Origin of the sequence: Rickettsia hoogstraalii, from assembly GCF_000825685.1 — a bacterium.
Taxonomy (GTDB): domain Bacteria; phylum Pseudomonadota; class Alphaproteobacteria; order Rickettsiales; family Rickettsiaceae; genus Rickettsia; species Rickettsia hoogstraalii.
In genome coordinates, this window is sequence record NZ_CCXM01000001.1 from 62,649 (window position 1) to 88,904 (window position 26,256).

The window sequence follows — 26,256 nt, forward strand, 5'->3', positions numbered from 1 at the left end:
GGCTCCGCCTTTCCTCGCAATGACGTTAAAACTAACCTCATCCCCAAATAAATCAAAAATAACATGAGTTTTTCAGATAATTTAGCAAAAATTTTAGATAAATATGAAAATTTAGGCAAAAAACTATCTTCCGGCATTATGGGAGACGAGTTTGTTAAAGCATCTAAAGAATATGCCGAACTTGAAGATGTTGTAACAAAAATTAAAGAATATAATAAAGCTAAATCTGAGCTTGAAGAAGCAAATAATTTTAAGCTAGAAGTGGGACTTGATAATGCCACTTTAGAAATGATTGAAGACGAAATACACACTCTTGAAAATTCGTTACCAAAACTTGAAAGAGCTGTAAAAATTGCTTTATTACCGAAGGATGATGCGGATAGTAAAAGTGCTATTATTGAAGTTAGAGCAGGAAGCGGCGGAGAAGAAGCTGCACTTTTTGCTGCCGTACTTTTCAATATGTACCAACGATACGCCGAGTTAAAAGGATGGCGTTTCGAGATATTAGCAATTTCCGATACGGGAATAGGCGGTTATAAAGAAGCATCGGCGTCGATAAAAGGCAAAGATGTATTCTCTAAGCTCAAATTTGAGTCAGGCGTTCATAGAGTGCAGAGAGTACCGGAAACGGAATCACAAGGACGTATTCACACTTCGGCAGCAACGGTTGCAGTACTTCCTGAAGCTGAAGAGGTTGATATTAAAATTGAAGATAAAGACTTAAGAATCGATACTTATAGAGCTTCAGGGGCTGGTGGGCAGCATGTTAATACTACCGATTCTGCCGTACGTATAACCCATATCCCTACCGGTATTACCGTAGCCTTGCAAGATGAGAAGTCACAGCATAAAAATAAGGCCAAGGCATTAAAAATTCTACGTGCTAGAATTTATGAGGAAGAACGCCGCAAAAAAGAACAAGAAAGAGCCGACAGTAGACGAGGGCAGGTAGGTTCGGGAGATCGTTCGGAACGGATACGTACTTATAATTTCCCACAGGGAAGAGTATCCGACCATAGAATAAACTTAACACTTTATAAGATAGACGAAGTAGTTAAAAACGGACAATTAGATGAGTTTGTTGAAGCTTTAATTGCAGATGATGAGGCTAAGAAACTTTCGGAGATATAAGTGTATACGTCATTGCGAGCAGCCATAGGCTGCGTGGCAATCTCATCAAATATCCTGAGATTGCTTCGTCAAAATTTTCAATTTTTCCTCGCAATGACGGGATACAGCAAAAAATAAAAAAATGAAACCACAAGCATCTATAAACGGTAAAATTTGGCAGCAGAAACTGATTAACGAAGATATAGTCACCGAGTTATGTCGTAGTTTCAAAATTAGTGATTTACTTGCTAGGATAGTATCATTAAGAGTAAATAATCTAGAGGAAGTAGAAAATTTTTTGATACCGAAAATCAAAAATTTATTACCTGATCCTTTTCATCTACTCGATATGAAAAAGGCTGTAGATAGAACCGTTAAAGCTATTTTAAATAACCAAAAAATATGTATCTTTGCCGATTATGATGTGGACGGTGCTACTTCAGCCGCTTTACTTAAAAATATTTTTAGAGATTTAAATATAATATGTGATATTTATGTTCCCGATCGTATAGCTGAAGGATACGGCCCAACTCCTTTTGCTATGCAAAAAATTAAAGATAACGGCACAGAATTATTAATTACGGTTGACTGCGGTGCTATGGCACACGAAGCCCTAAAATACGCAAAAGACCTTAACCTTGATGTTATAGTAATCGATCATCATATAGCTACAGAAATATTACCAGATGCAGTAGCTATAGTAAATCCAAATCGTATTGATGAAAAAAGCGAATATAAACATTTGGCAGCCGTAGGAGTTGCTTTCTTATTTGCAACTGCAATATTATCGAATTTAAAGAAGCAAAATTATTTTACGCAAACACTGCTTCAACCTAACCTAATGAAGTATCTAGATTTAGTGGCTCTTGGTACTGTTTGCGATATGATGAAATTAACAGGCTTAAATCGTGCATTTGTCGCAAGCGGTTTGAAAGTAATGCAACAAAGACAAAATATCGGTATTAAAACATTATATGATATGGCAGGGCTTAATGAAATACCGAAATGTTATCATTTAGGTTTTATTCTAGGTCCACGTATCAATGCAGGCGGTAGAGTAGGAAAGTCAAGTTTAGGGGCTAATCTCCTATCTACTAGTTGTTCTAATGAAGCAAGTAAATTAGCTGAAGAACTTGAAAAACATAATAATGAGCGTAAAGTAATTGAGTTATTAATGATAGAAGAGGCAACAGAAATTGCTTTAACTCAACAAGATAGTAGTTTATTATTTATCGTAAAAGAAGGATGGCATCCAGGCGTTATAGGAATCGTTGCCGGCAGATTAAAAGAAAAATTTGATAAGCCGGTAGCGGTTGTGGCTTTAAATGACGGGATTGGTAAAGCTTCATGCCGTTCTATTTTAGGTATTGATTTCGGTGCTGAGATTATCAATGCTAAAAGCAAAGATTTGCTAATAGCAGGCGGAGGTCATGCTATGGCGGCAGGTTTTACCGTAACTGCTGAAAAATTACAAGAATTGCAGAATTTTTTTAATAATGCTTTTAGAATTAGTATAAATAAACTAGAAAATTATAAGCATGCAGAATATGATATTGATTTAACGGTTAATGGTGTGAATTTCCCTTTAATGGAGGAATTAAACACTTTAGAGCCTTTCGGTCAAGGAAATCATGAGCCTATATTTAAATTCGATGATTTATTTGTATTAAAAGCGGATATCGTTGGAAGTAAACATATTAAATGTATGCTTGCTCCAAATAAGCGAGGCTTTGGTAATAAAGCCTTGTCTGCTATTGCTTTTAATTCGGTAGGTACTTCATTTGAAGAGGTTCTATTAAGCCCTAAAGCAAAGAATATTGCCGCAATAGGAACGTTAAAAACAAATAATTGGCAAGATAATTATACTATTCAGTTAATTATAAAAGATATACTTCTTAAAGAGTAGATAACGTTGCCCGCATGGATACCTGAATCGTCATTGCGAGGCATTGTTGCGTGGATACTGAAGGTCGTCATTGCGAGCAGCCGTAGGCGACGCGGCAATCTAGAAAAAATAATAAAAAAATTCTGTAAATCAGAATTTTTTACTGGATTGCTTCGTCAATTGCTATGCAATTTCCTCGCAATGACGATTTGGGTTGACAATGTGCTATTACGTTGTTAGTATGCTTTTACATACATAAAACAGCTCTTATAAGCTAACAAGATAAATAATTCTTCAAACCGCAAGAATAAATAAAATTTTCTAAAAATCTAATTTGATTCCTAATTTTAAATAAGTATATTACTTACCTTTAAACTTAATTTCTAACTCAACTTTTCAATTATAATCTATTAATAATAAAATAATGAACACAACTAATAAAGAATCTACAGAAGAACTTAACAATACCGAATCCAATAACAATCATAATAATTTTGCAGAAAACGGTAATATTATTAATTTAAAACAATTAAAACGTAAATTACCGGAGGAACTACAAGCTCAAGCAGAAGAATTAAAAATCGAAAATATTAATTCATTACTTAAACAAGAATTAGTTTTTGCAATTTTGAAAAAATCCGTAGAGCAGGGAGGTTTAATAGTGGGAGAAGGGGTACTTGAAGTACTACCTGACGGATTTGGTTTTTTACGTTCGCCAGAAGTAAACTATTTAGCAGGTCCTGATGATATTTATATTTCTCCTAGTCAAGTTCGTCGTTTTGGTCTGCGTACCGGTGATACGGTAGAAGGTCAGATCAGAGCTCCAAAAGCCGGAGAACGTTATTTTGCTTTACTGAAAGTCAATAGAGTAAATTTTGAAGACCCTTCTAAAGCTTATCATCGTGTTCATTTTGATAATTTAACTCCCTTATATCCTGATGAAAAACTAGGATTAGAACTTGAAAATAATAGTAAAGATAGTAAGGATTTTAGTACACGAGTTATTGAACTTGTTGCCCCTATGGGTAAAGGACAACGTGCATTAATAGTAGCACCGCCTCGTACAGGTAAAACCGTATTATTACAAAATATAGCACATGCAATTACAACTAATAATCCGGAAGTATTTTTAATAGTACTGTTAATAGACGAAAGACCTGAAGAAGTAACCGATATGCAACGTTCCGTGCGTGGAGAGGTTGTTAGCTCTACTTTCGATGAACCAGCAAGTAGGCACGTGCAGCTTGCAGAAATGGTTATTGAAAAAGCAAAGCGTTTAGTAGAACATAAAAAAGACGTGGTAATTTTAGTAGATGCGATAACACGTTTAGCTCGTGCTTATAATACCGTAGTGCCGTCATCAGGGAAAGTATTAACGGGCGGTGTTGATGCTAATGCACTACAAAGACCGAAAAGATTTTTCGGAGCAGCAAGAAATATCGAAAATGGCGGCTCGCTTACTATAATCGGTACGGCTTTAATTGAAACCGGTTCTCGTATGGATGAGGTAATTTTTGAGGAGTTTAAAGGTACAGGTAATTCCGAGATAGTTCTAGATCGTAAGATTGCCGATAAGCGTATTTATCCGGCTATTGATATAACTAGATCAGGAACTAGAAAAGAAGATTTATTAGTAGATAAAATAATATTAAATAAAATGTGGGTTCTTCGTCGTATTATCGATCCGATGGGTAGCAGTGAGGCAATAGAATTTTTACTCAAAAAACTTGAAAATACTAAAACCAACAATGAGTTTTTTGAGATGATGAAGAGTCCTGAACGCCCTAAAAACGGTTTATAGTCGTATCGTCATTGCGAGGAAAAATTGAAAATTTTGACGAAGCAATCTCAGGAGTTTGTTATTATTTCATGAGATTGCCACGCAGCCTACGGCTGCTCGCAATGACGTTGATTGTGCTAATTAAAAACATAAAAAATCATGAGTATAACGCCTGATTATTTAATTGAAAGAAGACAAATAAAATCTCGTTTGTTAATTTGGAAACTAGCAGCTATTATTTTAATTGCTATCGTATTCTTACTAGTCGGTAAAGATTTTGCTCCAAAAGAGGTTTTACCTATTAATAGTAATGAAGACTATATAGCTTCCGTATTAATAGATGAAATAATTCTTGAAGACGAAAAGCGTGACAAAAAGCTCAAAGAAATAATCGATGATTCTCATATTAACGCGTTAATAGTTAACGTAAATTCTCCCGGCGGTACGGTAGTCGGCTCTGAAAAAATTTATAATATCTTACGTAAAATATCTGAGAAAAAGCCGGTAGTAATCGTTATGGGAACAATGGCTACAAGCGGCGGTTATTTAATCTCTCTCGGAGGTGATTATATTATTAGCCATAACGGAACTATTACGGGTTCAATCGGTGTAATACTACAAACAGCCGAGGTAACAGAGCTTGCTCAAAAATTGGGAATTAAGTTTAATAATTTCAAATCGAGTGAATTAAAAGCTGTCCCAAATCCTACCGAAAAACTGACGGAAGCAGTGCGGGTAGCCATTATGGAAAATATAGAAGATACTTATAATTTTTTCCTTGAACTTGTTTCAGAGAGGCGTAATCTTCCTATAGAAGAAGTAAAAAAGCTCGCAGACGGACGAGTATATTCAGGTCGTCAGGCTTTAAAGTTAAAGCTTGTGGATGCTATAGGCTCGGAAGATACTGCATTAAAATGGTTACAGGAAGTTAAGAAAATTAATGCTAATCTACTAGTTAAAGATTATCAATTAAAACCAAAACCAAAATTAATGGACATAATACTTGAAGATTTTGATAGTATAGCACCTAGTTTTTTTAAAAATAGTTTTAACGGAATCAAAGCGATTTTTTAATAATGGTTACTAAGAATTATTTAATAGATAAAGTACATGATAAGCTGAATTATCTTTCCAAAGAAGATGTTAAAGATTCAGTAGATTTAATCTTAGATTATTTAAGTCGGTCTCTCAAAGAACAAGAGCGTATCGAAATTAGAAATTTTGGTAACTTCTCCATCCGCAAACGCAAATTCCCTGAAAGCAATAAATTCTATAATATTGTTTATTACAGAATGCCTAAAAATTTATTTAAGGAGTAGATAAGTTATGGAATGGTCTAATATATAGTGTTATAGAGAAGTGGAAAATAATAAAAAACATGGTACTACATAATAATATTTTTTCCATGGCTCTTCATATTGAAGATTTAGAACTCTTCAAAAAAATATTATCGATAGACGGAAAGCTGGTTATTCAAGCACTTAATATAGACTCTCTCATGTATCACGATATTATAGGTAATGGAAAATATGATTCTTTTTTTGAAGCATTATATAATTACTTAAATGATAGTAAACCAGCAATCATGCCTTTAGTATCTAATAAGAAAGAATATTATCCTATTTTTGAAGAAGTATGTAATGAATCTTTAAAGGAAAAAATATCATCAATAATGACATATTTAGAAAAAGAATCTGATGATCACCCTAGATGGGAATATGAAGAAACTTTAGAATATTATTTAGAAACTAGAAAAAATTATGATAATCCTAAACCTGAACCCGAAATAGAAAAAAGCAAAGAGGAACCTAATTTAAATTATGCAGAATTAGATTTAAAATATTATGAAGAATCTTTAGATTATTACTTAAATGTTATAGGGTAGGGTAATAAAATTTTCCTCTCACTTGACATTATAATAATAGACAACTATCTTAAGTGTAAAATTAAAACAGGGTATTTATGATAAGATATTTAATAATTTTATTTGCTTCTATAGCTTTAATTGGTTGTACGGGTCAAAAAACAACGAAATCAAAAGAAGTAGTAGAACTTGACGGTGATCCAAGTTATGCAATTATGAAAACAATTGATAATACTAACAGAAATATCGCTAATACCACCTCATCTCTTCCGAGTACTCCGGTTAGATAGGAATGCTTGTTATTATTTCTTCCGCTAAAACTCTTAATTTTGAGAAGCTAGCTCCCATTATATGGTATTTAAAACAGTCAAGTAATGATAGAATATATTAAACATAATGAAGGAACATTTACTTCATTAACAACAGAACAAAAAAAAGCTGTAGGATTATTATCTTTTGTTCCACTTATGTGATGAGACCTGTTGGAGCCATAATTTTTGGCTTAGTTGGTGACATAATTGGTCGTAAAGCAACTGTAATTATTACTACATTCTTAATGTCGTCTTCATGTCTTGCAATGGCCCTTGTCCCAACTTATGCTGAGAAAGGACTCATTGCTACTGTAATAGTTATAACATGTCGTATTATTCAAGGTCTATCTTCTATGAGTGAAATAGTTGGAGCACAACTATACTTACTAGAAATAACAAAACCTCCTATACAATATCCTATTGTTTTAATGACATCAGTATTTGCTAATTTAGGAGGAATGATAGCCTTAGCTGTTGCATCTTTAGTCACCTCATTTGGATTTAATTGGCGTATAGCGTTTTTGCTTGGAACTATAATAGCAATTGTTGGAGCAGTTGCCAGAACTGCTTTACGGGAAACTCCTGAATTTGCTGATGCAAGACGTCGTGTTAAGAAAAATATCACTTTAATACAAAAAACTATAGATAATCCATTAAAAGATAATCTTATTTATAATGAAAGGGTCAATCTAAAAACAGTCTTTTTTTTATTTTATTATTAATATCATGTGGTTGGCCAATATGTTTTTATTTTACTTATATTTATTGTGGTGAAATTTTAAAAAATTCAATTTTACAGCAGAACAGATTATTCATCACAATTTCATTGTCACAATAGTAAATTTTTGTGCTTACTTAATATTAACTTATTTAAGTTATATTATATACCCATTAAAAATTCTTAAGATTAAATTAGTAATATTTTTTATTTTTGCTCTAATTTGCCCTTATTTACTAAATAATATTACTACTTCTGTTCATTTATTCTTAATTCAATCATTTGTAATGTTATTTTTTCTTAGTGCCAATCCAGCTATGCCAATTTTTCTAAAGTATTTTCCAGTTTTTAAACGATTTAGAACAGCAAGTATAATTTTTGCTTTATCGACTGTTTCCATGAATATTATTATATCTTTTGGTCTTGTATATTTAACAAAATATTTTGGCCATTGGGGAATACAAATGATACTATTTCCAATAATAATAGGATTTACACTTGGATTAAATTATTTCAATAATTTAGAAAAAAATAAAACATCATGTTTATTTTAGAAACAAAAATAGAAGAATTTATTTTAGATAATTCAGATCTAAAAGATGTTCATGCTGCGACCATATTTGCTTTTGATGATAAAAAATTAACAACATCATTTTTTGGTAAAACACGATCTGAATCAGGTAAATCAGAAGAAAATAATAGCATTTGGATCAGTTTAGGATTTAAAAGTAATAATCATTATCAATGGACTACTCCAGAAAGAATCGTTTCACCGCAATATTTCCGTGATCATCATATCCCTCTAAAGCAAGATAATGGGATAATCAGTTGTGGAAATCCAGTAATTACTTTCTTGAATAATCAGTTACTCATTTTTAGTAAAATTGGACCTTATCCAAGAACATGGAGTGGAATATTATCTCGTTCTTATGATCAGGGATTAACATGGCAAAAACCAGAACTATTACATGGTATTCTAGGACCAGCACGTAATAAGCCACTAATTTATGAAAATAATATTTTATCTCCGTGTTCTCGAGAAAGTTGTATTGATGATTTTTCATATATAGAATATTCATCAGATTTACATACATGGAATTTAAGTAATCCTATATCTTTTAATTATATGATTATATATAACAGCTGTGATTTCTCCACCAGCATATGATCCAACAAAAAAGCCAGTTTTTCATACCTACCACTATGCTCGTTCAGCAACATTGTTATCAATCTCTATTTTACCATTATCTAAAAACCTCATTACAGAGTTGCCTCATTATTTAGAGAACATAAGCAATAGCTCTATTCTTGGCACTTTTTTAAGTAGTATATGATACAATATCTCCTGTTAACTCTGTTGGTTTTATAAAAAAGTTATCTTGTTGAACCGTAAAAACAAATTCATTATTAACAAAACAGTTATTTTATTGTTGTTTATCTTGTATACCAACATCATAATTATTGAGTCTTGTTAAACCATCTATTGGTATAACAGCATCAAAGGATTTTATTATTATTAGATCTCTTGCGAAACTGGAGTTTAAAGAATAAAAGTTAGTTGTAACTTCATATACTTTGATCTTACATTATAACTATGTCTATAAATCACACATTTTTTCCATTTAACTGATACGTAAATCACCGCACAAATTGATTATACTGTCTGTCTGATCATCTGGTAACATTGTTTCTAAATTAATGTCTGCACCGCCTAATATGAAAGATTTTAAAATATTACAATTGTTAAACTCCATAATACTGTTTAATACTGTTTCACCACTATTATTTTTAGTATTGACATCAGCACCACTGTGAATTAGCAATGGTACTAAATCTAAGCTATCAAACATAATAGCATAGTGTAATGGTGTTTCACCACTATTAGTTTTAGCATTGACATCAGCACCATAGACTATTAGCAATGATACTAACGCTAAGTTACCAGACTCAACAGCATAGTGTAATGCTGTTAGACCATTATCGGTTTTAGCATTAACATCAGCACCATAGGCAATTAGTAAGTATACTAAATCTGAGCTACCAACACTAACAGCATAGTGTAATACTGTTTCACCATTATCGGTTTTAGCATGAATATTAGCTTGATTTTCAATCAACCACTTTACTAAGTATAAGTTACCAGACTTAACAGCATAGTGCAATGGTGTTTCGATACGATCAGTTTTAGCATTAACATCAGCACCATTTTTAGCTAATAATTTCGCTAAATCTAAGTTACCATTCTTAGCAGCACAGTGTAATGATATTACACCATGACAATTTGTAGCATTAGGATTAGCACCATGTGTGATTAACTAATGGCACTGATTCTACACAGCCAAGTTGAAGTCCAAGATGTAATAACTGGTCCTTATTACTATCTGATATATCATTTATTCTCTTATTCAGCTCTGATGGATCTACTAATAAGGTTATTATAGGAAGCATTTGAGTAATGTTTGTGTTTATAGTAGTTGATAAAAATTCCTTTTGACCAATATTGTTCCAAAACAACTTTATCGTTTATGGTAGCCAATAATGTATTGTATGTTGTGTTAATTATATCTGTTTTTGGTGAGGGTGGCTTAAATATTGATCTGATATTGGAATCTTCATGTCTCTTTGTATAAGTTATAGTTGCCGGAAAAGCACATTCAGCTAATATTGGTTTGTAAGTGATGTTAATAAAAACACTATTATGTTCGAATAATAGATTACTTACCGGAATCTGTACTACTGCTAAAGGTACTAATTTATATTCTAAAATATTATGCAAATTGAGATTTATATTTAGAGAAAAGTTGTAAGGTATAGTATTAGTGTCTTTTATCAAAAGTGATAAATTATTATTATAATACGTTATATATTCTGGGGTGGTGGTCCGAGACAATGTACATGTTGTAGTGTTATTGACAACAAAATGAGTACTATGTTGAGTGTGGGTAAATGAAGCAAAAGTATTATAAGTACTCACGTTATTGATTATTTTACTGGTAATAGTTACGATGCTTATATCAATATTGAGTATCCTATTACTATAACTTAATGTAATATTACACTGACATTATTATTAGTACGAGATACATAATACTTATTTGCTTTATAAGTGTGATGTGCACTACCGCATTGTGTTTGCCTATGCATAGTGGTAGAGCGTATTTGAAGTTCAATATTACCTTTATTACTACCACCTGATATGACTAAATGTATTGATTGATATCCATTATTCTTAGGATATCTAATATAATCAACAAACTGTGATGTTATGGTATTATAATGTAGATGAATTAATTTAGAAAAATTGTAACATGCTTTTTTATTTGGTACAATTGCTCTAAAAGCCAAAATATCATTAAGTGCTGTAATATGGATATCTTTAACAAGTGTTTTTATCCATATAGAATATGGGGACTTAATTCTGTAGCTTAGGCTTGCTTTTATATTTAGTTTTCTAAATATATTTCTGAATTGCTGTTCTATATTGTGAATTATATTATCTATGTCAGGATATAGCCAATGCATATAATGAAGAATTCTATTACGTTCTTCAGGATATTGAATCTTAAAACATAAATCTTGTAAAAGATAAGCAAGGTCATTGTGTGCTGTATATGATAAAAGATAAGGGATATAACAATTAGTGATGATCTTTGATATATGCTGAGCATCGATATTATTATACTCAAGGTTAAAGATACTAACCTTATGTAATAATGGAACAAGCGAAGTTAATATTGCCGTTTCCTGTAGTTTGGGATTAATAGTTAGTAACAGCTCATGAAAATGAATATATTGCTCAGCATATGGTTTATAGTTAATAGTAGATAATTTATTAATAACATCAACTAGATATATAATAATATTATTAAAATGATTATAATCTTCTAGATTAAGATGTTGTATATTTTCATGTAATAGTACTGCTATGAATGAGGAAGAATCTAGTTGTAATGCTTTTGTAATGGTATGTATTTGGTCAGGATAGGTTGTTTTATCAGAGCAGTATTGATGGTATAACTCTAAAGCTTGATTAATGCATGAATTATTGGTGATATTTTGATATAACATATTTTCATTCTGAAATAAAAGTTTTATCTTGCAACATTCTCAGTACATTTAATTTTTTGTAATTTGCAGCTATATTAAAGCAATATGTATATAATTGCCTTGCAACTCTCGGTACCTTGAGATAAGTAGCAATAGTTAAGAAAAATTGTAAAGTCTCTAAAATTATTTTCCATCCTTTCTCAGGAATTTTAGCTCCGATTGTTTGTAGTATATTATGTAATCGATCAAATAATTTAATTAATAGCAACTCTTTTTTCTTCTGCTGATATAATATTTTAACTATTTCTGCTGAACTAATTTTTTTATCATTTTTAACTCGTGTTAAATCTTCAACTTGATTAGCAATCTTATGGCCAAATTCTTGTATAATCATTTCTTTAGTAAGTAACGTATCTTCAATACAATCATGTAATATGCTAGTTACTATAACATCTGTCCTAAATAAATAATCAGAAACCATGTATGCTACTTCTAAAGGATGTGAGTAATAGAATTCTCCTGTTTCTCTCTTTTGCCTGCCATGATACTTTTTAGCAAAATAAATTGCTTTTTTAATTTTATTAAGATCAACCATGTTCTTAGAGATCTTATTAATAAGCATGATCTTCGTTAATAGCCTTTTACTATATCGGCAATTTGATAGAGCTGTAATTTTTACTTTTTCTAATTCAAGATATATACCCTTAGGTTTTAACTTTCCTATAATAGGATCTATAGTTTTTTGATGATTTTCTTGACTTCTTGCCATATATCTATCCCTACTATAATTTTATTTAAGTGTAGCAAGTGAAGCACAATAATCAAGAAAATCATCATTATTAATTAATACATAATCATCAAAACCTTATCAATATCAACATTATGTATCATAAATCAGATCATCAAGAAGAGGTAACTTAATTGGTATATTACAGACAATAATAGTACTTTTACCTTTTTCACTTGTTACTTCAATCTCTCCATTTAACTCACCAATTAGACGCTTTACAAAACTTAATCCTGATCCAAGTCCATGATATTGCATAGCAACATCAAATTTATCAATCTTTTCATGAAGATGTTGCCTGATTTCTTTAGACAGACCAATACCACTATCATGCACCATAAATTGGAATACCATTTCTCTGTGTTGTTGTTCTGATTCTGAAACGGCTGGACTAATAGCAAACATGTTCACTGTTACCACAACTTTACCTTCTTTAGTAAATTTAATAGCGTTATCTATTAACTGCTCTAATATTGCCCCTATTCGATAAGTATCACTAATTATAGCATTTGTTAAATCATACTGAAAATTACAAGATAAATTTAATCCCTTACGTTGAGCTATTGGCATCGCTTTATCAATAATCTTATTTACCAACTGTTTTGGATCAAACTTATTTAAAACTATAGGAGGTAATCCAGAATTGTTCTGTAGATAACTAAGTATATTGTTATAATAATCCAGTAATTCTTCAGCACAACTTACCACACTAGCTAAATAATCCTTTTTTTCAGGATTATCTTCTATTTCATAAAGAGCTGTTACTAATGAAAAAATCCCATTACATGGAATCTTTAATCCATGTACCATATTTTGCACCACATCTCTTTTAAATAACTCAGATTCTTTCAATTTATTATTTGCTTCTTGTAATTCTAATTTATATTTAATTATATCAGTATAATTTGTGATCGTCGAGTTAATGATATTCTCTTCTTGCTGATATGGTATTAATGTGACAGATATGGGAGATAATTGAAGATTCCAATTTGTTTTAGTAAGATTATGATTATCTTTTTGTTGATTTTGGTTATTAATTGTCATAGCATTTCCTTGCTGTTAAAGTTAAGAAAACAGCTCAGAGGTTAAAGAGATAAAATTTTGCAGTTTTAACTTAACCTCTGAACTAGAGTTGCACCACGGCCGCTCTTAACAAGGACAGATATCACCACAATTCTTTGAAGTACAGAGGATTTAAGAGCTTTTTTGACAAATTTTGCATAATCTAACAAAGAGCTGTAAAAAAGAGACAGAGCTAAATTGTATTGTTTGTTAGCTCAACTCTTTATCTATTACATACAAATCAAAACTAGCATTAATGATGCTAGAGAAAAATCAAGAATTCCTTGAAAATCTCTTGTAATACAGTATTTTGCTGGCATTTAAGCCTATTTTATACTATAATTATAGTATAAATATTTTAATCATAATTTCATGTCAGTAAATAACTCAAATAAGGCACAACCATTTCTGCAATGGGTTGGTGGTAAAAGAAAAATAGTTGATCAATTAGTTAAATTTATTCCTGCAAAATTAAATAACTACTATGAACCATTCCTTGGAGGCGGTGCTTTATTTTTTCAAGTTAGAGATAAATTTAAACATTGCTATTTATCTGATATTAATCTGGAGCTAGTAACTAGCTATAACGCGGTTAAGAAGAATCCAGATAAAGTTAGTAAATTACTAGACTCCTATAAAGAAAAACACTCTAAAGAACATTATTATCAAGTTAAAAGTAATAATGACAGTAATGACCCAGCAAAGATTACTGCAAGATTTATCTATCTTAATAGATATTCATTTAAAGGCATTTACCGGATTAATATTGATGGCAAACCAGCTCAAACTTTCTCTGGTAGGAATTATAGTAAATCTGATATTGCTTCTCGATTAAAACAATGTAGCAGCTTGCTTGCTGGCACATCTATTTGTGCTATGGATTTTTCTTTCATTGAACCACAAAAAGATGATTTTGTTTATTTTGATCCGCCTTATCATAAATCAGGTGAGAAATTTTATACCAGATTACCCTTTGATGAAAATGAGCAAATGAGACTTAAAGATTTTGCAACAGAGCTCAATGATAAAAATGTTAAAATAATGATTTCTAACAGTGACACTCCCTTTATTAGAAACTTATACAAAAATTTTAATATTAGTACTATTAAGGTTAAATATTCTATCCTTAAGCACAATAAAATATCTGATGAGGTAGTTATTACCAATTATTAAAAGAGCACTAAAAACTAAATTTCTATAATTAATCTGTACTAAAAATACCTGTTCTTTATCCTCTATTTGAATCAAAACCTTGATTATTTTGAAATCTCATTAATTCAAAAGTAAAGTTCTGAGCTTTAAAAGCTTCTTCTAGATCTTGCATATGACGATTCCTCACATAATAATCATTAAAAGCTGATATTGATTTAAGGATTACCCTTTTGTTGACTATATCTTCCTCGACCACTACTAATTTACTTAATACCCCAAAATCAATATGTTGGTTATAACATTCAATAAGAAATTTCCTCACTTTATACCATATTGAATTAGGATTTAATTGCTTGCTAAGCTGCAATAGATAATTTTGTTGTTCATCTTCAGTATTATTCTGCTTCGCTTCAAGCTCAGCAAATTGTATGATTTTCAACTTCTCAATACTACTGCCATAAATCGTTTGTACTTGCTGCAATATTTTATCTTGTGCATTTTCTGAAAGCGTAATATTTTTAAGCAATTTTATTTGATAGCTATTACCTACTACCCCAATAAAGGAGAGCAAGAGTTTAGTAATTCATAAGCTGTATCAGGATCAAAAATACCGGCGATTTTACGTTTTAACTGAGCTTGTTTGCTAGTATCAGTACTACGTTCTATTTTATCTAAATATTGTTCCTGAATTTTATGCACATTGCTAGATTTAAACTGAAACTGCTGACAATTAGCTTGAGTAGTTTCTCTTAGCTCATTAGCTAAAGCTTTAGCCATATAATTTAAAAACACTTTTTTATGACCAAAATGATGTTCTGGGTATTGTTCTGCTAGTTTCAATAAGAGCTTGTTAATGAAATTAAGATTAAATTCTCGATTTGATTTTACCTGTAATAAATCAGCCTCTTCTTGGGTTAAGGGATGGAAATCTGTTAATTTTTTTCTTTTGAACCAGCTTTTATGATTAACGGCATTAATTGCTGCATTATTGCTATTTGATGGTGTAGAGTCATATTTTTTAGAGATTTTATTAATAACTGCTTGTAGTACAGTATTAATCCGTGTAGCACCTGTTGTGATATTAGCACTAGAGAAATTAGTATTATCATCTTGTTGTTGATCATTGATTGAGCTTGTTGCCTTGAATTGTGAATCTGCTGCAAGTTTTTGTTGTTGTAACTGTTGTTGGTTATTGTGGATAGATGCATTTTTTTCATTTTGAAAAATTGTAGATTCGCTAGATCTAGATTTATTAGATATATTTTTATTATTATCTATATATATGTACTGGTCCAAACTTTTTTGGGGTTGAGGCAAAATTTCTTTGGGTTTGACCCCAAAGTTTTTTGGAGTTGGTAGAAAATTTTTTTCATGTTCATGGGTAATTTTCTGAGAAAATGGTTGGAAATTTCTAGCCAACTTAATACAAGGAGTATTGCGGCATTTAATGCCATATTTCACGACTGTTGCGTTGTAAACTTGAATAAAGCCACTTTTTTGTAACTCAAGTAGGCACTGTCTTACACGTTCTTGACAAACTCCCAAGTGTTGTTCAAAGAAATGATAGGTTTCTTGAAGTTCGTCAATGCTGTTGTTATAGTAGATTTGCATGCGAAAGACTATTAGAGATAGCAGTTGTCTTGAGGTTTTACTTAATATCCTACCATTATGAGAGGAAAGAGTACTCCATTCAGGAGGGATAAAATTACCAACAAAATTGTAGAAGATAGTGGAATTATTATCTTCATTATTAATATCTATTTTACTAGAGGTGGAAAAAGAGGAGAATATATTATGCATAATATTCCTCCTGAATCTCAGTTATAGAAGAAATTTGAAAGCAGTTATAGCTCTGATAACTTAATCTCAAAGGAGAATATAAGGAACATATAAATTTTTTGTTAAAAATACTAAACTGTGAAAAGCTAGGAGTTAGTGTGGTGGGTGATAGTGGACTCGAACCACCGACCTTTACGATGTCAACCTAAAAGCCACTCTTACCATGCTTTTTTGCTTTTTTCTCATATACTAATTTATTGCTTATAATCCCTATTGTTATAGTACTTTCTTTAAATACCAATAAATTATGGTCTAACTGTAGTAGAGTTACAATTATTTGTCAATATCTAAAAAATATTACAAATTTGAAAAAAATATGTGGATATGATGAGCATATAGTTAGTGCAAATTCATGACCATTTTTCATCTTGTAAGTATATTTGGACCTTTTGAATTTGATAAAAAATATAGCAACTATTGGTTATTGAATTGTATATAGTTAGGATAAATCATCATTTTTTAAAGTATAATTCTATTTAACATAAGATTTGTTTTTCTGAGTAAAGCATACTACAGTTTAATTATATATGAATTAAGCTGGGGGAGGATTTATGTCAGTTAAATCACTAGTTTTTACTAAAGAAGTATTACATGAGATTAAGGCTCCACAGGTAAAACGAGATGTATATAAAGATACTAAAGAAAAAGGATTATTGCTAATTGTATCATATGGTGGTAGTAAAATATTTTACTTGGGCACAGTACTGAGTAAAAAGTATCATAGAATTAAAATAGGTGTATTCCCTGATGTATCAATTATTGATGCTAGAGCCAAAGCATCTGAATTAAAGGGCGAGATTGTCAAAGGATATAATCCTATCGAAGAAAAGGTTAGATTATCCAAGGAACTTACATTTAAGGAGCTTTATGATAAATACCTTAATGAATATAGTAAAATTAATAATAAAAGATGGATGGATTATGCTGCTTCTGTAGATAGATATGCCAAACATTTATACCCTAGGAAAATATCTACTATTCACAAAACAGATATTCAAGAGTTATTTAATAATTTAACTAAAACCGGTAAATATGGAGCTAATAGATTTCTTGAAGTTTTAAGTCCTGTATTTAGTAAAGCAATCGAATGGGAATTATTAACAGTAAATCCAGTTATTGGCATAAAGAAGCATAAGGAACAATCCAGAGACAGGTATTTAACTAGAGAAGAAATACCACGATTTTTTACAGCAATAGCAGCTGAGGAAAACCAAGTAATGAAGGATTTTTTCTTAATAGCTTTGTATACATCAGTTCGTAAGGATAATTTACTTACTATGCGTTGGGAACAGGTGAGTTTTGCTGATAAATAGTTATATCTTCCAGATACTAAGAATGGTGATCCTCACCGTTTACCCTTACTAGATCAAGCAGTAGAAATATTAAAAGCACGAAAAGAGCAATCTACAAGCGAATGGGTATTTCCAAGTGAGACCAGCAGTAGTGGTCACCTGCAAGAACCAAAGAAAGCATGGAAGAGGATTTGTAAGAAGGCAGAAATAGAAAATTTAAGGATCCATGATTTAAGAAGAACAATATCAAGCTGGATGGCAATGACCGGAGTAAATCAATATGTGATAGGACAGCTTCTAAATCATAGAGATCCAAGATCAACAGCAGTGTATGCTAGACTTACCACTGATACTGCTCGAGAATATATGCAAAAAGCTATAAATGCCATTATAAATACAAAATCTTAAATATATATTAATTAATATGTTTATGTTATAATAACTCCTGTATTAAGTGAGTTCTATAAAAACAGAGATGCTAGAGAGGAAAGTGGTAAAGCAATATTACAACAAGCTCGGAAGTTCCTCTATCTGGACTATTATCATAGAAATAATTTAATACAAAATTATAGCTTATTAAAAATGTAATGAGTTATTAAAAAAACATAATTAAAGAATTATAAATTTATGAATATTAAAGAAAAAGATAAAGATAAAGTACTTAGCTGTTTTGATGTAGCTAATTATTTTTTAGTATTAGTTGATAGAGAAGCGGGGGATAGTATAACCCAGTTAAAGCTGCAGAAGTTAATATATTTTGCTCAAGGCATTCATCTTGCTTTATTTGATAAAGTATTATTTGAAGAAGAGATCAAGGCTTGGAAACATGGACCAGTAGTACCGGCTTTACGCTCAATATTTGGTAGCTTTAGAGATAATGTAATTCCTTTGCCTGGCGAAATAGATTTTGCTATTTATACCGAGCAACAAAAAAAATTAATTCATAAAGTATATTCTTTTTATGGTGAACATTCAGCTGCTTATTTACGTAATCTAACGCATAGACATTCTATTTGGTATGAAGCTATAGAGAATGCAGATACTACTATTACTAAAGAAAAGATACAGGAATTTTTTAAAGCTAATATAATAAATGATATTAAAGATTATATTTTATCAATTACTAAAGAAGATATTGCTCAAATAGAAAATGCTGAAGATGGCTGGTGGATGAATTATGATAGTGGTATACCTGCCGAAGATATTACAGAATATCTTTTAAAGGTAAAGAAGAAAAAAGAAGGTAATAAAAGTTGAAAGTCACTTGGTCTGATAAAGCCCTAGAGCAGTTGCAATTTTGGAAACGTACCAACCCCAAAATGAGTAAACGTATTAGGCTTTTAATAGATAATATTAGTCTCACCCCTTACACCGGAATAGGGAAACCCGAACCTTTAAAATATGAATTAAGTGGTTTTTGGTCTAGAAGGATAGATCAAGAACATAGATTGATATATTTTGTTAATGAAAAAAATCAAACTATAGAAATAGAAAGTTGTAAAGGACATTACTAATTTAGTTTATGCCTTAAAATAAAAGGCTAAAGCTCTATTTTTGATACTAACTTATCTTAAAAAAATGTCAATTTTAATTAGCTTTATTATTCAAAAAGAATTGCAGCGGCATATTTTCACTATTTTCTATAAGGAAATGATAATATTGTCTTGCAATATCTACAGCATCATAACTACAGCAGGACTGGATAGCAAGTTTTAAACATTCTAGTTTTAATTCCATATCACTTCTAAACATATACATTTCATCAATAATTTATTTCATTAATGCTAGCAAATTTACTACTAATTATCAACAAATGCATTTATATAGCTATAGAATTCATCTCCAGATAGATGCACTTTTATATGAATTACAGTTTTTTTTGTTATGGCTTAAAACTCCACTGGCAATGTAAAAATTGGGATGTTAATGTCATGACTAACAAAACTTATCTATTAATGGAAATATCACTTAATTAATATGGACAATAATTGTGCTAATCAAAGATTATATTGGTCACTCTCTACTCCACTAAAAATATATGGCCTTAAGCTTAGATGAGTGGTTTGTTATCTTACTTGGTATAGTACCTGGGATAGTGTTACTGAATAGCGGACATGCTAATCTTGGGGTAATATGCATTATAGCTGGTATTGTACTTTGCTATATATTTAAAAAGTTTAAGAAACTATCAGAATATTTTGTACTTAAGAGTTATTTAGTCGCTAAGAAATGGCTATATGCTCCTACTTCTTATCCTAATTTGCTTGGTAAAAAGGTAGGCAAGTAATGGATATTTTATTTAAGCAAAGCTCCATACAAGAACTAGTAAGATATAATAAGAGATTATTGCTTATCACATTGCTGCTTGCGTTTACGAGTCTTTTGGGGATGATTAAAACAGTTAGCATGGAAGAAAAATGGTTATTAATTCCGGCAATAGAGCCGGATCGTCGGATGATAGTATCATCTAGAATCTATCATGAGACTTATCTTAAAGAATGGGCGGTGTTTGTAATGAAGGAATTATTTACTACTTCACCAGAAGGAGTAGAGAGGCAAATAGCAGATATGAAGGTGGTGTCTAGTAATACAGAGCAATTAGATAAGTTTTTTAAAGAACATTTAGATTTTGTTAAGGGCTCTGGAATTTGCTCAGTATTTTTTCCTAAAAAAGTAAAAGTCATTGAGGATGGAGTATTAATTAATGGAACATTTCGTTATTGGTTTTCCGAGAATAAGCATATAGCAGCTGATAAAACTTATTTGTTAACCTACAAGCGAGGAGTAAATCATTTATTATTACTTACAGGTATTAAGGAAGAAGAGGCAAATAAGCAATGAAAAGTTTGAAGTCAGAGTTACAGATATTAGTAGTTTTTGTTGGCATAATGCTTGCAAGCTTTAGTAGTAATACTTACGCTATAGGTTATATGTTACATGCTGATTCTTTGTTAGAGCTGCAAATAGCTAAAGACGGTCCTACTAGAATTAATATCGAAGGAGAAAAGATTAACGATATCTTTATTCATCCGCAGGAAGCTGCAGAAGTAGTAGTACATGATTCAGGCTGTTTATTCATTTTGCCGCAGCAGACCCAAGCTAAGCTTTACTTAAGCCTAATTGGAGAAAATGGTACGATCCAAGATTTTATGCTGAATTTTACTAAAAGCAAACCAGCACCGATTAGACTTATGAAGTTTGATTTAGAAAAAGAAGTAATAAAGTTAACTAATAACAAGGAAGAGCAGCATCATGAATGTAAAAAACAAAGATGTACGAGAAAAAGAAAATAATAAACAGTGTTTAAGAATAATATATAATTTATTACCAGTATTATTAATTTTTTGTGTAAATGTGATCCTATCTGAAGTAGCTTTAGGAGAAACGTTAGAAGGACAATTAGACCGCATTGGTGGGCTCTCTACCGGTAAACTGAAAACTATCGGGATATCAGGGGCAACGATTTTGTCCTCAATCTGGGCAGTAGTCAGGGGTAATTTAAGGCTTGCTGGAGCAATTGTAGCTATTGGTATTATTTTAGGATTTTATTTAGAGTGGGTCTCTAGTGGTATGAAAATCAGTTAGGTAATTAGGATATTGATTAAAAGCGATGGATCAAGATTTCAATAAGCAGGAAGAAATAAAAGGTAAAGTAGAGAATCATAAATTATATTCTACATTTAGTAAAAGATTATCAGGACTTATAGAGATAATTAAAAATAGACCATTAGTTATACTAGCTTGCATAGGAGTAATAATGGTTTTGGTATTTTATGGATTGTCAGAAAGTGAAGAAAAAACTTCTATGGTTTTAGCTGAAGATAGACAATCAAGGGAAATATCCGGAATAGAAGAGGCCATAGATCCAAGGGCTAAATGGACGGCAGAAATATTAAATGAAGTTAAAAATATGCAGAATCATTTAGAGAAGCTAATAGAGAATAAATATTTAGAAACTAAAGCTAAAATTGATGATTTTAGTCAAAAGTTAGAATCCTTAGAGAATTCTCATGAAGAAACTATATTATATGATGGTAATGATTTTAACAATAATCAAAAGATAGAAGATTTATTAGATAGTAACCTTGAGCAAAGCACTGCTTCTTCTACTGCTCCAGCAAAAAGATTACTTGGCTATGTAAAAAGAGCTGACTTGGAGTCCCAAAAAGACTTTAAAGATTATATTACTACTGGCAGCTTTGCACGGGGGTTGCTGCTTACTGGAGTAGTGGTTGGAACCGGCACTAATAATGCAGCTTCACCTGAACCAATAATGGTAAGGCTTGTTGATACAGCTATTTTTTCTAAAGGATATAAAACGGAGTAAATCAAAGAAGCAATTTTAATTGGTTCTTGCAGCGGGGATATTTCATCAGAGCGGGCTAAATGCCGGTTAGAGACAGTATCTTTAATAAATAGTCATGGCAAGATAATTGAAAAACCGGTAGAAGGATGGTTAATAGGTGAGGATGGTAGGCCTGGAATTAAAGGGATAGTTGTTGATAGATCATCAGACGTCGCAAGGATGGCGGTGCTTAACGGCGTACTTGGCGGGATAGCACAATTTTTTCAGAACCAGGCGACAAATAGCATATTTCCGGTGTCACCGATTACTGGGCAACAAAATGCCTTAAAAGCTCAGGATTCTCTAAAATCCGGTGTTTATGCCGGCACTGGTAATGCTTTAGAAAAGCTTGATGATTTTGCAATTAAACGAGCAGAAAGTATGAGTCCGGTAATTGTTGTAGCTTCAGGTAGAGTAATAGATGTAGTATTTAAAAAAGGTTTTGATTTAAGGGATAATAAAGCATCAGGTAAAGTAGATAGATTACTACCACCAACTACTACTGATTATTCTCAAAATAGAATAAATTATAGTAATAATCAAAATTATTCTAGGAATAAAGTGACAAGTTTTACTAAGGCAAAAACTAAATTGCAAGAACGTTTTACTCCGGATAATGATAATTATGAAATGACAGAGATTGATTTGCAGTCAGAACAACAATATCCGGGTAATTTTTAATGAATTAATAAAATAATTAATCTGCTTTTGTTATTAATGTTAAGCTTTATCGTTTCTGGTTGTAAATTGATGCCATATAGGAATGATTTTGATTGCCCGCTGCCCCAAGGACTAAAATGTCATTCTTTATATGAAGTAAATAAAATGGCTGATTTTGATATGTTTAATCCAAATAATAATAATGATAAGCCTAATTTTAAATCGAGATGCTCTACTAGATGCTTTGGAAGGTATAATAATGACATCAGGAATTGATAAAGATTTTGCTCGGGAAAGACTATCTAAACATTTTATTTATGAATCATATGATGAGGAGAGTAGCTTGTTTTTTAATAGGGCTTCAGTAGGATTTGTACTGCTTGGCTGGTCGCTGGTTGGAACAAGCTTGCAAGCTCAAGGGGAAATAGCAGAATTTCTTAAAAGTGATGAAAATTTACCGGCAGGAAGTAGTTTTCAAATATTGATGATTGGCTCTGATCATATAAGAGAATATCTAGATAATTGGCAATTACATAGAAAAGGCAGCATCTTTGCTGAGCTTGCAGGTAGAAGAACAAAATTTTTAGAGCAAAAAGCAAAGGCAGAGGGAAATATCAAAGATGTAGTTTTATTAATTTCAGTCACTATTCCGACGCTGACGATTGATATTAATGAGATGATACGAAGAAGAGAAATATTGCAAGATACATTTAAATCAATTGGTCTTACTACTTAATAATGTTGAGGCAACATTGCTATTAAAATTTGTCCGTTTAATATTTGGTTGGATGGAAGAAGAACATCCTGAACTTAATCCTTATGAAATATTATCTGAGCAGATTTTACCTGGTAATTTTTCTTTATATGAAAAGGAAGATTATGTAAGTCTTAATGACAATCAAATATTTATCGCTCTAGAGGCAGGAAAAAGACCGCTTGAGTGGCGATTATCAGCAATGGATTTGTTTTTAGGTAACGAGCTAAGACGAGATGAATATATTAGATCAAATTTTCTGATTCATGTATGGACATATTTGCTTTTCTGGATTGCCATTAGTTAAAAATAGTGAAAGAAGACATATTCTTATTACCGGTACTACGGGTAGTGGTAAAACTAATATGTTAAATGAGTTATTACCTCAGATTAGAAAAGAGTGTGGTAGAGCAATCATTGTTGATTTAACAGGTAGCTTTACTGATCGATTTTTTGATCCCACATGTGATAAGATACTTAATCCCTTGCAAGAGAATAGTTCAGCATGGCTACCATGGAATGATTGTCATGAAATTTGGGATTTTAATGATATAGCCAGTAGTGATATAGCCAGTAGTTTTAGTAATTATAATCCCAAATTAGATGATTTTTTTGCTAAAAGTGCTGAGTTAGTGTTAGCTGAAGGATTAAGATTATATCAGGATAGTAAAGACATCAAAAAGCTAATAAATACTATTCTTTATGCAAATAATAAGGAATTTGTTAGGATCTTTAAAAATAGTGCAGTAGCTGGTATCATTAGCAGTAGTGCACCTGAGACTTCTTCAGGTATTCAAGCAACTGTTAGTAAAAATATTGAAGTATTGCAACATTTAAAGCCTGATGGTAGTTTTAGTATTAGAAAGTGGTTTACTGCGGACAAAGGTTGGTTATTTATAACTAGTACTCCTAATCAAAGAGTAATGCTGCGACCACTTATTGCTGCATGGATTAGCATAGCGATAAAAACATTAATGAATAGGAACATCAATAATACTCATAGTAATATGTGGTTTGTAATTGATGAGCTGCCAGCTTTACAAAAGATATCTTCACTTCCTATAGCTTTAGCTGAAAGTAGGAAATATGGTGGCTGCGTTGTTACAGGCATGCAGAATATTCATCATTAGAGGAGATATATGGTTCTGCAGGAGCAGCTTCAATGCTTGATCTATTTGGCAGTAAATTTATTTTTCGAGTAAGTGATCAGCAGACAGCACATAAATCAGCTTTAATGCTTGGTGAGCAAGAAATTATTGAAACTCAAGGAAGTCTCTCATACGGAGCTAACTCCATGCGTGATGGAGTAAATATGAACCACCTAGAAAGAAGAAAATTATTAGTAATGCCATCTGAAATTATGAATCTAGAAGATCTTACCTGTTATGTAAAACTTGCTGGTAACCTCCCAATTACTAAATTACAAATGAATTTACAAACTTAATTTAAATCTAAAAAGATAAAACCATTTTAATGGCATTTTTAAAAGATTTTAATTGTTTGATAGTACTTTACCTTATAAAGAAAATCCTATTATAATGCCCCTTTAAATCGCTAATTTAATATTATGAATTTTAGAGGTAAGCCGTGTATAAAAAAACTTTTTCATTATTTCAGAATTTTTATAGAGTAAATTTTACAAGAAATATATTTACTCCAAAGAACTAATAAAAGCTTCATCAAGACCGGTTACACTAGAGATTAAAGTAATATTGCAACCTTGGGATAATAGTTTTTTTGCTATTTCAACTCTTTCCTCAGCTTTTCCTTCAGCTTTTCCAATTTGGATACCTTTAGCTTCACCAACTTGTAAGCCTTCAAGAATACCTATTTCTTTCCCTTCTTGTTGCCAATGCTCTGCTAAACTTCTCATAAGCCTTGTCCCTATTTCTGGATTTAACTTTGTTGATAATAAATTCTCTAGTTTTATTTTATCAGCTTGCTCTATCTTCGTCAATGTATAATATAGTATCATTTCTAGATAATCATAGCCTATCGTTATTTTAGTTAATTCCGGTAATATATCTGATATTTCTTGCCATCTCTTTAATAATTCTCTCTCATGTATATGCTTGAGAAAAAATTCTAATATCCCTGACCATATCCTTTGTTTAAACTCTTCATCAGGAATTTCATGGACATTCACTAACTGGTAATCATTAATCCATAATTCTTTTGCTAATTTGTTATTGGCAAACAAATTCCACAAATTCCTTGCAACATTATATTTCTCCTGACCATTGAAGAATATCATGGGGTATATTAATGGTAAAGTCTTAGCTTTAGGATTTTGTATTAAATATCGCTCACAAATATTAATCATATATTTAAAAAGCCTAAACGCCATAAAATGATCTGCTTTTGATTGATGTTCGACAAGCAAAAATAAATATCCATCTTGTTTATCAAATTTGCATGAGAATAAAACATCAGAGATAGAATCTTTTAAAGAGCTTTCTACAAAAGTGGTATTTTCCATTGCTAAACTAGGAAATCTATTAAACTTTTAATATCTGGGGGCAAGTGTGCATTAAAGAACTCATGGGCAACTAGAGGATTCTCCAGTACCTTACGAAATATCTTATCATGCTTAGCTTTCTTCTTATCCTTATCTGGATCACCCAGCAGGTTTCCTTGTTCACTCATATAT

25 protein-coding genes and 8 pseudogenes are annotated in these 26,256 nt (G+C 31.4%); 23 read left to right on the forward strand and 10 right to left on the reverse strand.

Annotated elements, in window-relative coordinates:
• Positions 1 to 63 precede the first annotated feature (63 nt).
• Positions 64 to 1,131, forward strand: coding sequence for a peptide chain release factor 1 (prfA, locus tag BN1174_RS00335; RefSeq protein ID WP_040255673.1), 1,068 nt, complete (start codon positions 64 to 66; stop codon positions 1,129 to 1,131).
• Here prfA and BN1174_RS12845 read toward each other — a convergent pair.
• A complete protein-coding gene (locus BN1174_RS12845) occupies positions 1,109 to 1,225 on the reverse strand; it encodes an RND transporter (RefSeq protein ID WP_408005864.1) in 117 nt (38 codons plus the stop codon). The two genes, prfA and BN1174_RS12845, sit on opposite strands and share 23 nt — an antisense overlap.
• A gap of 27 nt (positions 1,226 to 1,252) precedes the next feature.
• Between BN1174_RS12845 and recJ the strand changes: the two genes are divergently transcribed.
• The 10 genes and pseudogenes from recJ to BN1174_RS00380 all read left to right on the forward strand — a co-directional run bounded on the left by recJ (position 1,253) and on the right by BN1174_RS00380 (position 8,836).
• A complete protein-coding gene (gene recJ / locus BN1174_RS00340) occupies positions 1,253 to 3,016 on the forward strand; it encodes a single-stranded-DNA-specific exonuclease RecJ (RefSeq protein ID WP_040255675.1) in 1,764 nt (587 codons plus the stop codon).
• Between the two features lie 6 nt (positions 3,017 to 3,022).
• Positions 3,023 to 3,235, forward strand: coding sequence for a hypothetical protein (locus BN1174_RS09445; protein ID WP_156138408.1), 213 nt, complete (start codon positions 3,023 to 3,025; stop codon positions 3,233 to 3,235).
• A 184-nt stretch (positions 3,236 to 3,419) separates the two neighbouring features.
• Positions 3,420 to 4,796 carry a transcription termination factor Rho gene (gene rho, locus BN1174_RS00345; protein WP_040255677.1) on the forward strand — a complete coding sequence of 459 codons (1,377 nt, stop codon included), beginning with the start codon at positions 3,420 to 3,422 and terminating at the stop codon, positions 4,794 to 4,796.
• Positions 4,797 to 4,807: 11 nt separating this feature from the next.
• Positions 4,808 to 4,951 (forward strand): RND transporter, encoded by a 144-nt coding sequence (locus BN1174_RS08095; RefSeq protein WP_082022236.1) that lies wholly within the window; start codon positions 4,808 to 4,810, stop codon positions 4,949 to 4,951.
• Positions 4,935 to 5,849 (forward strand): signal peptide peptidase SppA, encoded by a 915-nt coding sequence (gene sppA / locus BN1174_RS00350; RefSeq protein ID WP_040255679.1) that lies wholly within the window; start codon positions 4,935 to 4,937, stop codon positions 5,847 to 5,849. Before BN1174_RS08095 ends, sppA begins: the two co-directional genes overlap by 17 nt.
• Positions 5,850 to 5,851: 2 nt before the next feature.
• On the forward strand, positions 5,852 to 6,094 hold the full coding sequence (locus tag BN1174_RS00355) for an HU family DNA-binding protein (RefSeq protein ID WP_011271096.1): 243 nt from the start codon (positions 5,852 to 5,854) through the stop codon (positions 6,092 to 6,094).
• An 86-nt stretch (positions 6,095 to 6,180) separates the two neighbouring features.
• Positions 6,181 to 6,375 (forward strand): annotated as a pseudogene (locus tag BN1174_RS12490) (hypothetical protein); the annotation flags it as partial.
• Positions 6,376 to 6,737: 362 nt separating this feature from the next.
• Positions 6,738 to 6,929, forward strand: coding sequence for a hypothetical protein (locus BN1174_RS00370; protein ID WP_039594994.1), 192 nt, complete (start codon positions 6,738 to 6,740; stop codon positions 6,927 to 6,929).
• Positions 6,930 to 7,111: 182 nt separating this feature from the next.
• Entirely contained in the window at positions 7,112 to 7,672 is a 561-nt protein-coding gene (locus BN1174_RS11160; RefSeq protein WP_231555690.1) for an MFS transporter, read from the forward strand.
• A gap of 537 nt (positions 7,673 to 8,209) precedes the next feature.
• Positions 8,210 to 8,836, forward strand: a complete 627-nt coding sequence (locus BN1174_RS00380; protein WP_231555691.1) for an exo-alpha-sialidase — start codon at positions 8,210 to 8,212, stop codon at positions 8,834 to 8,836.
• 33 nt (positions 8,837 to 8,869) lie between these two features.
• On the opposite strand, the pseudogene BN1174_RS12850 reads toward BN1174_RS00380, so the two are convergent.
• From BN1174_RS12850 to BN1174_RS00395, 6 genes and pseudogenes are all read right to left on the reverse strand, one after another.
• A pseudogene (locus BN1174_RS12850) lies at positions 8,870 to 8,932 on the reverse strand (hypothetical protein); the annotation flags it as partial.
• Positions 8,933 to 9,290: 358 nt separating this feature from the next.
• Positions 9,291 to 9,980, reverse strand: a complete 690-nt coding sequence (locus tag BN1174_RS11165; RefSeq protein WP_408005878.1) for an ankyrin repeat domain-containing protein — start codon at positions 9,978 to 9,980, stop codon at positions 9,291 to 9,293.
• Between the two features lie 89 nt (positions 9,981 to 10,069).
• The gene (locus tag BN1174_RS11170; protein WP_231555692.1) at positions 10,070 to 10,501 is read right to left on the reverse strand and encodes a hypothetical protein; all 432 of its coding nucleotides are present in this window, start codon (positions 10,499 to 10,501) and stop codon (positions 10,070 to 10,072) included.
• 209 nt (positions 10,502 to 10,710) lie between these two features.
• The gene (locus BN1174_RS11175) at positions 10,711 to 11,736 is read right to left on the reverse strand and encodes an HD domain-containing protein (RefSeq protein WP_231555693.1); all 1,026 of its coding nucleotides are present in this window, start codon (positions 11,734 to 11,736) and stop codon (positions 10,711 to 10,713) included.
• 4 nt (positions 11,737 to 11,740) lie between these two features.
• Entirely contained in the window at positions 11,741 to 12,484 is a 744-nt protein-coding gene (locus BN1174_RS00390; protein WP_040255691.1) for an HD domain-containing protein, read from the reverse strand.
• 111 nt (positions 12,485 to 12,595) lie between these two features.
• Entirely contained in the window at positions 12,596 to 13,546 is a 951-nt protein-coding gene (locus BN1174_RS00395; RefSeq protein WP_040255693.1) for a sensor histidine kinase, read from the reverse strand.
• A gap of 390 nt (positions 13,547 to 13,936) precedes the next feature.
• Here BN1174_RS00395 and BN1174_RS00400 point away from each other — a divergent pair, with 390 nt between their 5' ends.
• Positions 13,937 to 14,737, forward strand: coding sequence for a DNA adenine methylase (locus tag BN1174_RS00400; protein WP_040255695.1), 801 nt, complete (start codon positions 13,937 to 13,939; stop codon positions 14,735 to 14,737).
• A 55-nt stretch (positions 14,738 to 14,792) separates the two neighbouring features.
• Here BN1174_RS00400 and BN1174_RS00405 read toward each other — a convergent pair.
• Positions 14,793 to 16,516 (reverse strand): annotated as a pseudogene (locus BN1174_RS00405) (hypothetical protein).
• A 590-nt stretch (positions 16,517 to 17,106) separates the two neighbouring features.
• Between BN1174_RS00405 and BN1174_RS00410 the strand changes: the two are divergent.
• The 3 genes and pseudogenes from BN1174_RS00410 (at position 17,107) to BN1174_RS00420 (ending at position 19,361) form a co-directional block, all read left to right on the forward strand.
• A pseudogene (locus BN1174_RS00410) lies at positions 17,107 to 18,255 on the forward strand (tyrosine-type recombinase/integrase).
• A 219-nt stretch (positions 18,256 to 18,474) separates the two neighbouring features.
• Positions 18,475 to 19,104, forward strand: coding sequence for a Panacea domain-containing protein (locus BN1174_RS00415; RefSeq protein ID WP_040255696.1), 630 nt, complete (start codon positions 18,475 to 18,477; stop codon positions 19,102 to 19,104).
• Positions 19,101 to 19,361 (forward strand): Txe/YoeB family addiction module toxin, encoded by a 261-nt coding sequence (locus BN1174_RS00420; RefSeq protein ID WP_040255698.1) that lies wholly within the window; start codon positions 19,101 to 19,103, stop codon positions 19,359 to 19,361. Before BN1174_RS00415 ends, BN1174_RS00420 begins: the two co-directional genes overlap by 4 nt.
• Before the next feature lie 73 nt (positions 19,362 to 19,434).
• Here BN1174_RS00420 and BN1174_RS10485 read toward each other — a convergent pair whose 3' ends face one another.
• Positions 19,435 to 19,599 carry a hypothetical protein gene (locus BN1174_RS10485; protein ID WP_197062015.1) on the reverse strand — a complete coding sequence of 55 codons (165 nt, stop codon included), beginning with the start codon at positions 19,597 to 19,599 and terminating at the stop codon, positions 19,435 to 19,437.
• Positions 19,600 to 19,885: 286 nt separating this feature from the next.
• Here BN1174_RS10485 and BN1174_RS00425 point away from each other — a divergent pair, with 286 nt between their 5' ends.
• From BN1174_RS00425 to BN1174_RS00460, 8 genes and pseudogenes are all read left to right on the forward strand, one after another.
• Complete coding sequence (locus BN1174_RS00425) at positions 19,886 to 20,134, forward strand: hypothetical protein (protein ID WP_408005865.1); 249 nt, start codon at positions 19,886 to 19,888, stop codon at positions 20,132 to 20,134.
• Positions 20,134 to 20,688 (forward strand): TraE/TraK family type IV conjugative transfer system protein, encoded by a 555-nt coding sequence (locus BN1174_RS00430; protein WP_040255700.1) that lies wholly within the window; start codon positions 20,134 to 20,136, stop codon positions 20,686 to 20,688. Before BN1174_RS00425 ends, BN1174_RS00430 begins: the two co-directional genes overlap by 1 nt.
• On the forward strand, positions 20,685 to 21,140 hold the full coding sequence (locus BN1174_RS00435) for a hypothetical protein (RefSeq protein ID WP_040255702.1): 456 nt from the start codon (positions 20,685 to 20,687) through the stop codon (positions 21,138 to 21,140). The genes BN1174_RS00430 and BN1174_RS00435 overlap by 4 nt, the downstream gene beginning before the upstream one ends.
• Complete coding sequence (locus tag BN1174_RS00440; RefSeq protein ID WP_040255704.1) at positions 21,100 to 21,432, forward strand: hypothetical protein; 333 nt, start codon at positions 21,100 to 21,102, stop codon at positions 21,430 to 21,432. Before BN1174_RS00435 ends, BN1174_RS00440 begins: the two co-directional genes overlap by 41 nt.
• Positions 21,433 to 21,457: 25 nt before the next feature.
• A pseudogene (locus BN1174_RS12855) lies at positions 21,458 to 22,873 on the forward strand (TraB/VirB10 family protein).
• Between the two features lie 36 nt (positions 22,874 to 22,909).
• Complete coding sequence (locus BN1174_RS12500) at positions 22,910 to 23,128, forward strand: conjugal transfer protein TraV (protein ID WP_082022237.1); 219 nt, start codon at positions 22,910 to 22,912, stop codon at positions 23,126 to 23,128.
• Positions 23,112 to 23,874 (forward strand): annotated as a pseudogene (locus BN1174_RS08105) (TraC family protein); the annotation flags it as partial. The gene BN1174_RS12500 and the pseudogene BN1174_RS08105, both read left to right, overlap by 17 nt.
• Positions 23,875 to 23,881: 7 nt before the next feature.
• Positions 23,882 to 25,050: pseudogene (locus BN1174_RS00460) on the forward strand (type IV secretion system DNA-binding domain-containing protein); the annotation flags it as partial.
• A gap of 207 nt (positions 25,051 to 25,257) precedes the next feature.
• Here BN1174_RS00460 and BN1174_RS00465 read toward each other — a convergent pair.
• Positions 25,258 to 26,252, reverse strand: a pseudogene (locus tag BN1174_RS00465) (Rpn family recombination-promoting nuclease/putative transposase).
• Positions 26,253 to 26,256 lie beyond the last annotated feature (4 nt).